Raw genomic sequence first — 14198 nt, 5'->3', positions numbered from 1 at the left:
GAGAGAAGAGAGAATTTTACAAATGATTTAGGATTGCTATAGACTGACAATCAAGATGTTCATTCATGAATGTCTTTTCAAAATAAATCCTAGCATTAGATTTTTGGCTGCATGACAACATGTTTTCAGTCAAAAGACGCCTTGTACATTATATTTATTGAATATGGCATGAGTTACCCTGAATGTCTCGTTCGCCAAGTATTTACATGAACCCTGGCGTTAAGCGTAGCTCTGCCGTAGGCAATCGCTCACACATCCTCTAACCTAGCTTCTCGCACCATCATAAGATTAATCTCCAAAAGAATTGACGCATCTGCATTTGCTCAGCCCACAATTTCCTTTGTCCATTACAACATATAGCTTGCGTAGGTAGTCCAGTCGCTCTCTTTTCGATAGCATTGTTGAGAAATGCTAAACACCAAATTCTCTGGGAGATAGAATCAATGCAAGTCATTCGTCTTGAAGCACTTTCAGATAATTACATTTTTCTGCTGCACGATCCAAGGCAAAATATTGCTGCTGTCGTCGATCCAGCCGAGGCGGAACCAGTATTGCAGAAACTCAAAGAATTCAAAGCTGAGTTGGTGGCGATTTTTAACACGCACCATCATCAAGACCATATAGGAGGAAACCGCCAACTGATGCAACAATTCCCTAATGTGATAGTTTATGGTGGGGCTGAGGATAGAGGGAGAATACTGGGACAGCAGGTGTTTTTACAGCAAGGCTCGCGCGTTGAATTTGCACACAGAACAGCTGAGGTTATCTTCGTTCCCGGACATACCCGTGCTCATATTGCCTATTATTTTCCTCCAGAAAACCCAAGTCAAACGGGTGAGTTATTCTGCGGCGATACCCTGTTTGCTGGTGGTTGTGGTCGCTTATTTGAAGGAACACCTACGCAAATGGTTCATTCCCTGAGCAAATTCCGCTCGTTACCTGATTCTACTCGCGTCTGGTGTGCCCACGAATATACTTTGAAAAATCTGCAATTCGCCCTCACCGTAGATGCAGATAACACCGACTTACAAACCCGTTATGATCAGGTGAAAACCTCCCGCAGTCACAAAGAAGCAACTGTTCCCTCGCTTTTAGGAGTGGAAAAGCTCACAAATCCCTTTTTACGTTGGGACCAGCCAGCATTACAATTAGCTGCTAACAGTCGCGACTCAGTGCAAACCTTTGCGCGGTTGCGAGGAATGAAAGATAAATTTTAAGTAGGTCGTTAAAATAAAGTTAACGATGTTTTGGCAGTCATTAGTCATTAGTCATTAGGAAGCAGTACTCGACTAGGAATAAATGACTCGGTGCAAAGAAGATTTATTTTTCTTGCTCTGAGAGTTGCGATCGCACCTTCCATTTCGCTATGATTTGTAGGTTTCGGGCTATACGCGAAGCTGCTTGGGATATAGCTGCATCCATATCAACTGTCCTGTTGAAGCCCAAGCAATTAAGTTTTTAGAGAAAGCAAAGAAAAAGAACAACGATGGCGAAACGCATACAATTAGTTTTAACTCAAGATATCATCAAGCTAGGAAAATCTGGCGACTTAGTGGAAGTTGCTCCTGGCTATGCTCGTAACTACTTAATTCCCAAAAGTTTGGCAACTCGTGCCACTCCTGCTATTCTTAAGCAAGTCGAACGTCGTCGCGAAATAGAACGCCAGCGGCAATTAGAATTGAAGCAACAAGCTCAAGAGCAAAAAGCAGCTTTGGAAAAAGTTGAAAGCTTCCAAATTGCCAAGCAGGTTGGTGAAGCCGAAGCTATTTTCGGTACTGTCACCACCCAAGAAGTGGCAGAAGTTATTCAACAAATCGCAGGACTGGAAGTGGATCGGCGTGGTATCACCATACCCGATATTAGCAAGTTAGGAACTTATGAGGCTGAAATTAAGCTGTATACTGACGTGACAGCAAAAGTCAGCATTCAAGTTGTAGCTAGCTAAAACTTATAATAATGCCCGTTGAAAACTCTTGAGGATGTATCAAGCTCAGCTTGATAAGTAGGTGGGCGCTAAAAAACACAACTAAATTAAGAAATGTAAATCGCTTAAAAGCTTATTTTTAAAAGGTTTTTGGCGCTTTACATAAGTTAACATAGTTCGGTTTAATCGTGCCTACTTACTTACATTCGTACTTTCAAGAGATCAAAACGGGTAAACCCATTTTATACTCATCCTCTTTTCTCTTCCTCTGCGACGCCAGTCGCTACAACGGGGGGAACCCCCGCAACGCGCTGGCTCTTCTCTGCGCCTCTGCGGTTCATTCTTTAACCCCTCAAAGTTGTCTTGACGGATCACTAGAACTAAATTGCTCAATTATCCCACCACCTAACACCTTCTCCCCTTCATACCACACAGCAGCTTGTCCGGGAGTAATGCTGAACTGAGGTTCATCAAACACTAGGCGAACACGAGAATTTTCTAAGGGAATAACTGTGACTGGTACAGGAGTCGAACGATAGCGAACTTGCACCTGCGCCCGAATAGGAGTTGATGGTTCAGCAATGGAGACCCAATTCACCCTTTCTACAGTACATTCTGGTTCGGTGACTTTGGTGCGATCGCCCACAATCACCCTGTTATTCACTGCATCCAACGCAATCACATACAGTGGTTCCGCAGCGGCGATACCTATACCCTTACGTTGCCCAATCGTGTAATGATGGACACCATCGTGTTGACCCAGTATCTTACCTGAAGTATCAACAATATCTCCTTTTTTCGGCGCGAGATACTTATCAAGAAACGCTCGCATTGAGCCGTTGCTTTCCACCAAGCACAAGTCTTGGCTTTCTGGCTTATCTGCTGTTTTCAACCCATATTCATCAGCAAGACGACGAGTTTCGCTTTTTTGTAATTCTCCCAGTGGAAATACGCTTCCTGCAAGTAACTCTTGCGACAAATCATAGAGAAAGTAGGACTGGTCTTTGTTGCGGTCAAAAGCACGCAGCAATTGGTAGCGTCCAGTAGCTGGATCATATTGAATGCGAGCATAATGACCAGTGGCAATGCTCGCGCATTCCAAATTTTCGCGCGCGTACTGCAACATGGGACCAAATTTTACAGTTTTGTTACATTGTGAGCAAGGCAAAGGAGTGACCCCAGTACTGTAACCATCCACCAAGTAATCAATGATATTTGCCTGAAAGACGTCCCGAATATCAACAATATGATGGGGAATACCTAGCTGTTCACAGATATAAGCCGCGTCAATCATACCCTCAGAGCAACACTGACCCTTCCCTTTCATCAGCCAAAGGGTTAAACCAATCACTTCATAACCTTGATGGTGCAAAATGGCTGCTGCAGTGGAACTATCAACGCCACCAGAAAGACCAACTACAACTTTGTTCATAAAAGACTTCGCTTATTGTATAAAATTACTACATAAATCAAGATGTTTTAGATTTTGGATTGAATCACTCGATTATTTTTTAGTCAAGAAAATCATTTAAAATTTTGCTACTAATTTGCTGTTAATAATATGCTCAGTGCAATACCGAATCAGATTATGGCATTTCTTAAATTGAGCCAACCATCTTTGATTTTGCGTTTGCTTTTAGGAGGATGCTTAGTTTTTTTATCTCAATCTAACCTAGCATATGCCCAAATCAATCCTAGCGAAGTTTTTATAGCACAGCGACGATCAGTGTATGATACTCTTCCGCCTGCACCTTCAAACGAACCGCTACCAGCAGTACCGTCAGATTCACAAGGTTATACAGTTCCTGAGGTGAATACATCGTCCCAGCGTTCTATTGAATTCCAAGCACCTGAAGCACCCTCTTATGGATCTAACCGTGGTTATGCTCCCTACAAGGTGTATATTAATGACAATGATTATGGACGGCGAGGAACAAGTCTGATTCCAAGAGATGCTTTTAGACAGCGGTTTCAAGGACGTTCTGTGATTCAAGTAGGAGCTTTTAGGACAAGAGAAGGAGCTAGAAGCCTAGCCAGACGACTGCAATCTAACGGCGTATCTTCCGCAAGAGTCGTTGATGGCGATCAAGTTGTCTATAACGAACAGAACAGACGGGATGAACGCGACGTTTCCTATGATTATGGTAGAGGCGATTATGGTAGAGGCGATTCTGGTAGACAGAGGTCTAGTTATTACTATGTCGTTATTCCTGCAAACTCCGAAGAGTTACCCCGCTACAGGAACGAGATCAGAAGCTACCTAGGACGAAATATCTACCCAGGATCAGATGTATACGTCATCCCCAGACTTGAACCGCGAGGACCACATGTGGCAGTTGGACCTTTTGTCAAGCGTTGGCAGGCAGAAGAATGGAATAACTTTCTGCGGAAGGATTCAAGATTTGGTAATGCTAGAGTTTATTACGGAAAGTAACTTATACCCACGCCTTATTCTTTTATTTCTTACCCCTTTACCCCCCGTACGGGCGCAAGGCCGCAGCGCCCCTACACACCCTTACACCCCTAATTGTTGACTTTTTTCGGACTCAGAACTCATGAAAGACAGGCAAGAACAAATTGCACAAGTCATCGTCACCGCACAGCAAATGCGCGAGATCGAAGAGCGTATTTTTGCAGCGGGAATGCCTGTGGTAGCTTTGATGGAGAAAGTAGCAGGACTTATTACTCGTCGTGTTCAGGATATCTATCCCCTTTTTTGCCAACAAGAGAACAAGGCGAAAGCTTCCTCATCTTCCTCATCCCGTGTAGGAATTCTCACAGGTCCTGGTCATAATGGTGGTGATGGTTTGGTTGTTGCCCGAGAGTTATACTTTCGTGGCTATGAAGTCTTGATATATTGCCCTTTCTCTAAACTTAAGGAATTAACTTCGCAGCACTTGCAGTACGCTAGGAGTTTGGGTTTACCGTGTTATGACTCGATTCAACCACTGCAAGATTGTGATTTATTAATTGATGGGTTATTTGGATTTGGTTTAGAAAAAACGCTTACAGATCCAGTCGCTACTGCTATCAATCAGCTCAATGAATGGCACAAACCGATTATTAGTATAGATTTACCTTCTGGGCTGCACACGGATACTGGTGAGGTGTTGGGAACTGCGGTACGTGCTACACACACGTTGTGCTTAGGTTTGTGGAAGCAGGGTTTATTGCAAGACCAAGCTCTTGATTATGTTGGTAAAGCCGAGTTAATAGATTTTGACATTCCCTTGGCTGATATACAAGCTGTGCTGGGCAATTCACCAAGTATTAAACGCATCACAAAAACAACTGCCCTCTCGACTCTGCCTTTACCCCGTCCGCCAGTTACTCATAAATATAAAGAAGGACATTTGCTGTTGATTTGTGGTTCGCGTCGGTATTCGGGAGGAGCAATATTAACTGGGTTGGGAGCACGAGCAAGTGGTGTCGGTATGCTCTCTATTGCTGTGCCAGAATCTCTCAAGTCTCTAATGGTAGCACAGTTACCTGAAGCTTTGATTATTGGTTGTCCGGAAACGGAGTCTGGGGCGATCGCCCAACTACAACTCCCACCAAAAACAGATTTGAGTTCATTTAGTGCGATCGCCTGTGGTCCCGGCTTAACCCAAGATGCCAGCCCGATTTTACAAGAAGTATTAGATAGCACTATCCCCTTACTTCTAGATGCTGACGGTTTGAATATTTTGGCTGAAATGAGATCGATCCAGACGTTACAAAAACGACAAATATCTACCGTACTTACACCACACACTGGTGAATTCAAGCGATTGTTTCCTGACATTCCTGATGCTAATCACGACAGGGTAAAAGCAACGCGGGAAGCGGCGGCGCAAAGTGGTGCAGTGGTGTTATTGAAAGGGGCAAGAACTGTTATTGCCAATTCCCAAGGAACCGTTTGGATCAATCCCGAAAGTACGCCAGCTTTAGCGCGTGGTGGTAGTGGGGATGTATTAACTGGGCTGATTGGCGGATTATTAGCGCAAGCGTCTTCTAAAAAAATTTCTGTAGAGGAGATTGTTGCAACTGGTGCTTGGTGGCATTCTCAAGCAGCAATTTTAGCAGCACAAGAGCGGACAGAGTTGGGAGTAGATGCCCATACTCTGACAAATTATCTCATTGCTGTTTTGGCATCTACTTCGATTGGACACTTATAAAAAACGAAGAACCTCACCCGTCTGCGGCACCCTCTCCTTATTAAGGAGAGGGCTGGGGTGAGGTAACGCACAAATTATAAGTAATTAAGCGGACTGTTGATATTAATTGGTTAACTCCGCAGCATGCGCCTTTTCTAAACAAAGCTTTAATTGCTCTGCCAATACTTCTACATCGGGTTCATCAAGGAAGGAAAGGTGAGAGCCAGGAAGATGATAAACATCTACTCCACTGGTTATTTCGCCCCAACCAAATAACGGATCATACTTTACACCGACAGCATCGTCCCGATTTTTATCGTCAGTCCGAAACACAGTCATTCGACCAGGATACGCTTTGAAAGTATACTGCTCAAGAGCTTGGACATTAGCACCCATAACATCTAAATGTTCGTCGCCCTCAGGTAAAAGCTCCGACTTTTCCAACAAACGCCGGTATTTGTCTCGGATATGATACGTCCCCCACTCACTCCAACCCGCAAGCTTATGTTGAAGGTAGCTAGGTCCTTCTTGTATGATATTATTTATGTGCTCAAAAACTCTTAGCACGAAGGGCAATCGCGTCTCAGTACCCGGACGAGAGGTATCAAGCATAGCAAGAAGATTCACTTTTTCACCTTGAGAGTAGAGTTGCTGTGCCATCTCGTAGGCAATTATACCACCCAAGGAGTAACCTCCTATATAGTAAGGACCATTGGGTTGAATAGTTTGGATTTCTTTAATATAGTGGGCTGCCATATCTTCAATCCGGGTTAAAGGAGGGTGTTTTCCATCTAGCCCTAGTGGTTGTAGCCCATAAACTGGTTGATCCGATCCCAAATGCAACGCCAAAGGACGGTAACACAGGATTTCTCCACCAAGGGGGTGGATGCAGAAGAAAGGTGGCTTGGAACCGTTGGGTTGAATTTCTACCAAGGATGACCAAGGAGCTCGTGATGTGTGCTGGTGATGTGTCGCTATTAACACCTGATTACCAGCTGTAGGCTCTTCTTCTTGACGGAGTATATTGGCAAGAGCTTCCACTGAACCTGATTGGAAAAGGGTGGCTAGGGGAAGTTTTTTGTCGAATTTTTTCTCTATTTGTGCAAATAAGCGCACAGCTAGTAAGGAATGCCCTCCCAGATCAAAGAAGTCATCCCTCACGCCAATGGGTTGGATGCCTAAAACTTCTTCCCAAATCTGCGAAAGCGTTTTTTCTAAATCATCATGGGGAGCAACAAAGGTTGCTTGGAGATCTTGCTTTACTAAATCAGGTGCTGGAAGGGTGCTGCGGTTGACTTTGCCGCTAGGAGTTAGGGGCAGGGCTTCCAACAAGACGAAAGCGAATGGTACCATGTACTCAGGCAGCTTTTTCTTTAGGAAACGACGCAACTCAGTAATTGTAACGGTTGTCTTTTGATTTGGGACAACATAGGCTACCAAACGTTTTTCGCCACTCTTGTCTTCACGAGCAACGACTACAGACTGGAGTACCGCCGGATGTTGGTTCAAGACAGCCTCTACCTCTCCTAACTCAATACGGAACCCGCGTATTTTTACTTGGTAATCACTGCGTCCGATAAACTCAATGCTACCATCTGGCAGATAACGGGCTAAGTCCCCAGTTTTGTACAGCCGTGCCCCTTCTTTTTGGCTAAAGAGGTCGGGAATGAATTTTTCTTCTGTCAATTCTGGTCGGTTGAGGTAGCCTCGCGCCAGTCCCAAACCACCAATGTGTAGTTCCCCAGCTATACCAATGGGGACTGGTTGCATATGAGAGTCGAGCAGATAAATTTGCGTGTTGGGAATCGGGCGACCGAGAGGGACGATTTTTACCCGCTCGTGCTGTTGGGCAGGAATCGGATACGTTGCAACAATCCCACAAGTTTCTGTTTGACCAAACATATTAATTAATCGTGCCTGATGCTTAAAGCCAAACGTCCACTGAGTGGGAATATCAGACATCAGTGGTTCACTTGCAGAAACAATTAAGCGCAATTTGTTGTCTAATAAAGCTTGTCTTGTTCTTGGTTCTAAAGTTGCCAGTGTATGAATGCAGTTGCGCCAGTAAGAGGGGACGATATCAATTACCGTGACATCGTGTTGTTGAATTGCTGCGAACAGCGCTTTTGGATCTGTTCTCTGTTCGGAAGTCGCAATTTTGACAGTAGCGCCAGCCGCCAGAGGTACCATTAACTGCCTAACGGAAGAAGAGAAAGCGATCGATGCTGTATGCAGATACACATCTTCTGCTGTGATACCCAGCGCTTGTCCCATTGCTTGCGCGTAGTGACACAAATTAGCGTGTGTAACTTGAACTCCTTTAGGCTTTCCGGTTGAGCCAGAAGTATAAATCACATAAGCTAAGTTGGCAGTTGTTGCTGTTTGGTTTAAGTTTTCTTCGCAGTGTTGAGCAATTGATTGCCAATCTCTATCAAAGCAAACGACTTGCGCGCTTATTTCGGGAAGTTCTGTGAACAGAAACTCCTGAGTCAATAGTACCAAGGGTTGAGAGTTTTCCAACATGAACGCCAAGCGCTCTTTGGGGTACGATGGGTCTAAAGGTACATAAGCTCCACCCGCTTTGAGAATTCCCAACACTCCCACGACCATTTCTAGGGAGCGTTCAACAAAGATACCAACCAGTACCTCTGGACCTACTCCCAAAGTTCTCAAGTAGTGCGCCAATTGATTAGCAAGGGCGTTCAACTGCTGGTAGGTGAGTTGCTGGTCTTCATACATCAGCACCACATCGTCCGGAGTGCCCTCTACCAGTTGTTCAAACAACTCATGGATACACTTATCGCAGGCGTAGTCGGCATAAGTATCGTTCCACTCATACAGTAATTGGTGACGTTCAGCTGCTGTTAGCAGTGGCAATTCGCTAATGTGCTGCTGTGGATTAGCAACAACAGAGTCCAGCAATGTCTGGAAGTGCCCACTCATCCGGTTTATAGTGCCAGCATCAAACAAGTCAGTGTTGTATTCCCACAACCCCTGCAGTCCTTGTTCTGTTTCCGTGATTGACAGTGTTAAATCAAACCTGGTGGTGACGTTATCCCAATCGTAGGGAGTTAGACTCAGTCCTGGCAACTGCAATGTTTGTTTTGGTGTATTTTGCAAGACAAACATCACTTGGAATAGGGGATGATATGAGAGCGATCGCTCTGGTTGCAGTTCTTCTACCAGCTTTTCAAACGGCAAGTCTTGGTGGGCATAAGCTCCTAAAGCGACTGCTCTTACCCTATGCAATAGTTCTTGGAAACTGGGGTTGCCCGATATATCGGTGCGTAGTACCAAGGTATTGGCAAAAAAGCCAATTAGCCGTTCGATCTCTGGCAAATTTCGTCCCGCGATGGGAGAACCGACCAGAATGTCCTCTTGTCCAGTATAACGGTACAGTAGAGTCTGGAACGCCGCTAATAATGTCATGAACAGTGTCACACCCTCTTGCCGTGACAGTGCAGACAGCGACGCAGATAAACTCTGGGGTATAACGAAATTTTGCTTTCCACCTTGGTAAGTATGGACTGGTGGTCGGGGTTTATCCGTAGGTAATTCCAGTACAGGGCTGGCACCTGCCAGGTTCTGTTTCCAATAGTTGAGTTGGTTTTCTAGCACCTCACCAGAGAGCCACTGGCGTTGCCATTGGGCAAAGTCAGCATACTGGATGGGCAGTTCTGGTAAAGGATTCGGCAATCCGTTCAAGAATGCTTGATAGAGAGTTGTCAACTGTTCAAATAAAATGCCTGTTGACCAGTCATCAGAAGCGATATGGTGTAACACCAACAGCAGGATATGCTCTTGTGGGGATAGCTGAAGCAATTTAGCACGTAGCATCAAGTCTGATGCTAAGTTGAAGGGGCGCTGCACCTCATCTTGTAGCAGCCGTTCTACAATGGTTGTGCGTTCAGTTTCCGGACAATCCTTAAGGTCAATCACCACTAATTCTACTGAGCGGGGTTGACTAATGATCTGCACGGGGTTGCCCTCCTGTGCCACAAAGTTGGTTCGCAGTGCTTCGTGGTGGGCGACAATCGCATCCAAAGCCTGTTGCAAGACCCCCAAGTTGAGGTCGCCTTGCAACTTCACACCCTTAATAACGTGATATGCTGTGCTGCTTGGCTCTAACTGATCAAAAAACCACAATCTTTGTTGGGCAAATGATAAGGGAGCTGCTTCCACAATTTGCTTATCTGTGATATTGTCTGGTAGCTCTTTTTTGGCTGTTGAGAGAACGGCAGTCTTGTTGCTGATATCGTGCATATTTCGTCATCCTTCGTTGCTATTACTTAGTCAATAGACATTAACGTAGCCACCCGTGTGTCGCATTTTCCTGTCTGAAATCTATCTAAGATATCAGTTAGAAAATTTGTGCCTTGTACCAGTTATAGTGCAATCATTTTCTGTCCTTCTCCCTGTTGGAAGATGACACATATTATTTTAGAAATTTTGTCTATGTATATATTAAACGCATTTTCTTTTTGCGTGTCTTCCTTTTAACGGCAATCGAGGAGACTTTTTTTAGTTATTCAAAAAGATGCATGACCTATTTTTATTTTGACATCCATTGACTTTTTTGGATTTGATCAAGCTTTTTTCGGTCAATTTACGCACAAACAAGCTATTTCTCTGAATACAATTCATAAATAACATTGGAAAATATGCTTAATTTTGCCTCTCAAAATTGCAAAATAAACGTTAAATAATAACTTGGTAATAGATATTTTCTGCACTACAGTTTTAGTTCATCACAAATGTTCAATTTAAGGCAAAATGCAGTTTAAAAAATTGGGATCACCCCCTATGTTTGGTTGATTATCAGGACATCTGGCTTTATTTCAACACAGTTTTTGATAGGTTAGTGATTTGAATGATATTTCAATGTACATTTACTGGCTAGAGGTTAATGCTTACAATCTTAAGCTTTCTCCCATCTATTACAATACAATAAATCATCATCTTACAAATCAGCATTTTGGTAGATTTCTATCTAACAGAATCTCCCAAGTTGCTAGTTATCAAAACATACGTTGGTATAACTACAAAATCTCCATTACATTTTAAATTGCATCAAAACATAGGGTGGTTTCACTCTTTGTTAATTAACCAGGAATTTCAGTTCGTCACTAATAGCTTAAGTTTGTTCACACTGACTCTTATTCTGAGTATAAGTCGGCTTTAACGGACTTCGGGTATTAGACAAAAAAAAATTTACAGGTGGTTATGCATAGAATTAAATAGCCCTACCTCAAAGCATGGTTTTCGTTTTGTTTTAATACGCTTTTTGGCAGGAATTAGCCACTAATCTTAATACATAATTTTACAAATTCAACAATCAGGTTAGCATTGTTTTCTAGAATTTTTCATATAATCTTTATCGTTTCTTTAAAAACATATAACGATATACACTAACAATAATAATTGATCATAATTTCTTCTGGCTAATTCTAAATTTAAAGTTCACAGTAAATTTACACAGACGTTATTAGACGAAATTCAAATCCAGATTAACTAGCAGTCAAGCTATCGAGTTCAAGGCTGACAACTACAAGAACGGTATCTGGTAGTATGGCAGTACTACTAGCAAAGGTTTGAGGAAAGTTCTTCCAGCTTCTGAGTGATCACACCACTGGTCAACAATTCCTCTGCCTTGGCAATACCCTCACGCATATCTGAACAAATCCCACAACGCCAAAGGTAAAATCCTCCATTCCACAAAGCTGTTTCCATAAAGTTTGAGGTTTTACCATTCAATACCTCTTGTATATTGACAATCAATTCTTCAGTGGTACCCAGAGGTTCGTTCTTTGTCGTAAAGCCGTAATCACGAGGGGACAGGTGTAAACGTTCTATTGGTATATTGCCTGTCTCATCGAGTTCTGAAGTTCTGGTTATGCCAATGATAGCAGTGCGATCGCGTGGTAACTCGCAGCTTCCCTCCAATCCTTTTACTGTTGTTAATTCAGTCATTCCTCGCAATGCTAGGGTGTTTTGAAACAATGTTTCTGTGGGAGGATGGACAAACCCAGCAATAATATGAACATTTCCTGCATAAGGACACCAAATGAGTTCCATTGTCGCTAAAGGTGGACGCTTGCCAAGCTGATCACGGTACTCCCAGATACTATTTGTTAATGGAAAGTGCTTAGGAGTATAAACAAAGCCAAGTCCAGTTTTCTCAAACACTTGCTGGCTTTTCTCTAGTGATAGTCCAGTCCAATCAACTCCTAACCCCTGCCAAATATCTACCAGTGGCACTCCGTACTTTGTGGGGAAACAATCTCCACCGTGCATGATCACTGGCTGTCCGCTTGCTGCTAAAAGCAAAGCCGTTACTGGGCTAATAGGTGCGGTGCGAGTTCTGCCATCATAAGGTATGCCTAAAACTATGACTGGTCGTTCGCAGGCGATTGGTTGCAGTTTTGGTCCTAGTTCATCATAAGCATCTAACATTCCAGCGATTTCTTCAGGCGTGGGACGTTTGATGCGATGAGCAATTAAAAATGCGCCAATTTGTGCTGGTGTCGCTTCTTCCAGCAGCATCATCTTCATTGCGGTGGCGGCTTCAGCACGAGTTAAGTTTTGTGCAGTATGCTCTCCACTACCTATCTTTTTTAGTAAATCTCTGAATAATGTGCTCATATTTTTGTCCTTTGTCGTTTGTCAAAAGTCAAATGACAAACGACAGATGACTCATGACTTATAACTGCTAACAAGCCGACTTTGTAAAAGAGTGCAATTGTGGTGGTACATTGTCCCTAACCAACTGCCAAAAATGCTTGATAGGAGGAATTTGAAGACGGTCTTGAGTCGTCACCATAACCACCTGCCGAGTCAAACTAGAACTATCAGGTGAAGAACCATTACTGTTAGTGTTGCAGGCTAGGGGACGAACTGCAAGGCTTGGGTCAATACGTGCTTCAACTAGTGCCGACTGTGGTAGCATAGCCACGAGTTCCCCTTGGCGCACAACTCCTCGGAAAGCATCTAGAGTATTCACTTCTAAAGCCGCATGCAGTGTGGCTTCTAAGCGTTCAAATCTATCTTGTATTAGGCGTTGCATCCCATAACCATCCTTAAACACGACTTGCGGATAACGAGTGAGTTCGGACCAAGGGATGCGTTCATATTGCGCTAACGGGTGATTTTTTGCGACTAAAACTTCTATCGGTTCATCATACAGCACTTGTACTAGCATTTCTTTGCCAGTGCATAAGAAGCGATTATTCATGACGATTGCCAAATCCACGAGTCCATCTTTGAGGACTTTTAAGGCGCGATCGCTACCCAGCGATGTCACCCGCAATTGGACTTGTGGATAATCATGACAAAATTTTTGTAAAACTGGTGGTAGGTAATAAGCACAAAGTGAGTGAATGGCTGCGACACAAAGTTCTGGCTGCTTTCCTGCTAATAAATCAGCGATTTCCTGTGTAGCACTTTGCCACTCTTGGCATATTTTTTGAGCACGAGGTAGCAAGCGTTCACCCGCCAGTGTCAGCTTTGCTTGACTTGTCCTGTGAAAGAGTTCCAACCCCAAATCTTCTTCTAATCCTTGAATTTGCCGGCTAATAGTCGATTGGGTGACACCGCGTTTTCGTGATGCACCTTGGAAACTACCAGTTTCTGCGATCGCCAGAAAGGCTTGCAACTGCTCTAGTCGCATGTTGATGTAGCCTGAAGTACACTTATGGCAATATTTAAGTTATCGTACTTTCGGGCGCAAATTAGTACTGCTTGTTACAGCTTATGTTTGCTGAGAATTTTTTTGACAACTTTTTTACTCAAAGGTTTCTATTCTCATCCCTGTCCCGTTTAAAAAGAAGTTCGGGCTTAAGTAAGCTAGTAAGGTACGTTAACGAAGTAACGCACCCTACGAATCTCGGATAATTTATTTTTTGGTATTCCATTAAGTAGATAGAATTGTCAGAAATTCTTCTAAAGAACTTACAGCGATTGCCTACGGCAGAGCTGCGCTTAACGCACTATCCATCAAACTTTCCAATTGTTCCACACTCTCGCCCTTAAGCCTTGCTTTTACTTCTTGAGGAATTTCGCCAAAACGTCGTTGCAAGACTCGGATTAACTGTCGTCCTACACCCTGCTGAAGTCCTTGCTGAAGTCCACGTTCTTCACCT

General features: G+C 43.6%; 9 protein-coding genes. 4 read left to right on the top strand and 5 right to left on the bottom strand.

The window, feature by feature from the left end; translation table 11 throughout:
* Nucleotides 1–443: 443 nt before the first annotated feature.
* Nucleotides 444–1217 carry a hydroxyacylglutathione hydrolase gene (gene gloB, locus DP116_RS19920; protein WP_169156826.1) on the top strand — a complete coding sequence of 258 codons (774 nt, stop codon included), beginning with the start codon at nucleotides 444–446 and terminating at the stop codon, nucleotides 1215–1217.
* A gap of 269 nt (nucleotides 1218–1486) precedes the next feature.
* A complete protein-coding gene (rplI, locus tag DP116_RS19915; protein ID WP_169156825.1) occupies nucleotides 1487–1945 on the top strand; it encodes a 50S ribosomal protein L9 in 459 nt (152 codons plus the stop codon).
* A gap of 331 nt (nucleotides 1946–2276) precedes the next feature.
* Here the strand turns inward: rplI and mnmA are convergent, their stop codons facing one another.
* Nucleotides 2277–3356, bottom strand: coding sequence for a tRNA 2-thiouridine(34) synthase MnmA (gene mnmA, locus DP116_RS19910; protein ID WP_169156824.1), 1080 nt, complete (start codon nucleotides 3354–3356; stop codon nucleotides 2277–2279).
* 156 nt (nucleotides 3357–3512) lie between these two features.
* Here mnmA and DP116_RS19905 point away from each other — a divergent pair, with 156 nt between their 5' ends.
* Nucleotides 3513–4358, top strand: a complete 846-nt coding sequence (locus tag DP116_RS19905) for an SPOR domain-containing protein (protein ID WP_169156823.1) — start codon at nucleotides 3513–3515, stop codon at nucleotides 4356–4358.
* A 121-nt stretch (nucleotides 4359–4479) separates the two neighbouring features.
* Nucleotides 4480–6081 (top strand): NAD(P)H-hydrate dehydratase, encoded by a 1602-nt coding sequence (locus DP116_RS19900; protein WP_169156822.1) that lies wholly within the window; start codon nucleotides 4480–4482, stop codon nucleotides 6079–6081.
* A gap of 102 nt (nucleotides 6082–6183) precedes the next feature.
* Here the strand turns inward: DP116_RS19900 and DP116_RS19895 are convergent, their stop codons facing one another.
* The 4 genes from DP116_RS19895 to DP116_RS30005 all read right to left on the bottom strand — a co-directional run.
* Nucleotides 6184–10323, bottom strand: coding sequence for a non-ribosomal peptide synthetase (locus DP116_RS19895; protein ID WP_169156821.1), 4140 nt, complete (start codon nucleotides 10321–10323; stop codon nucleotides 6184–6186).
* 1317 nt (nucleotides 10324–11640) lie between these two features.
* On the bottom strand, nucleotides 11641–12702 hold the full coding sequence (locus DP116_RS19890) for an anthranilate phosphoribosyltransferase family protein (RefSeq protein WP_169156820.1): 1062 nt from the start codon (nucleotides 12700–12702) through the stop codon (nucleotides 11641–11643).
* Nucleotides 12703–12769: 67 nt separating this feature from the next.
* Nucleotides 12770–13726: a LysR family transcriptional regulator gene (locus tag DP116_RS19885; protein ID WP_169156819.1), complete on the bottom strand. Its 957-nt coding sequence runs from the start codon at nucleotides 13724–13726 to the stop codon at nucleotides 12770–12772.
* A 294-nt stretch (nucleotides 13727–14020) separates the two neighbouring features.
* Nucleotides 14021–14198 (bottom strand): DUF4351 domain-containing protein (locus DP116_RS30005; protein ID WP_169156818.1); only part of this gene is annotated, 178 nt, incomplete at its 5' end.

It is taken from the genome of Brasilonema bromeliae SPC951 (assembly GCF_012912135.1).
In the GTDB taxonomy this organism is placed as follows: Bacteria; Cyanobacteriota; Cyanobacteriia; order Cyanobacteriales; family Nostocaceae; genus Brasilonema; species Brasilonema bromeliae.
Note: the sequence above shows the minus strand (reverse complement) of the source record. Positions and strands in the feature narration are given on the sequence as shown.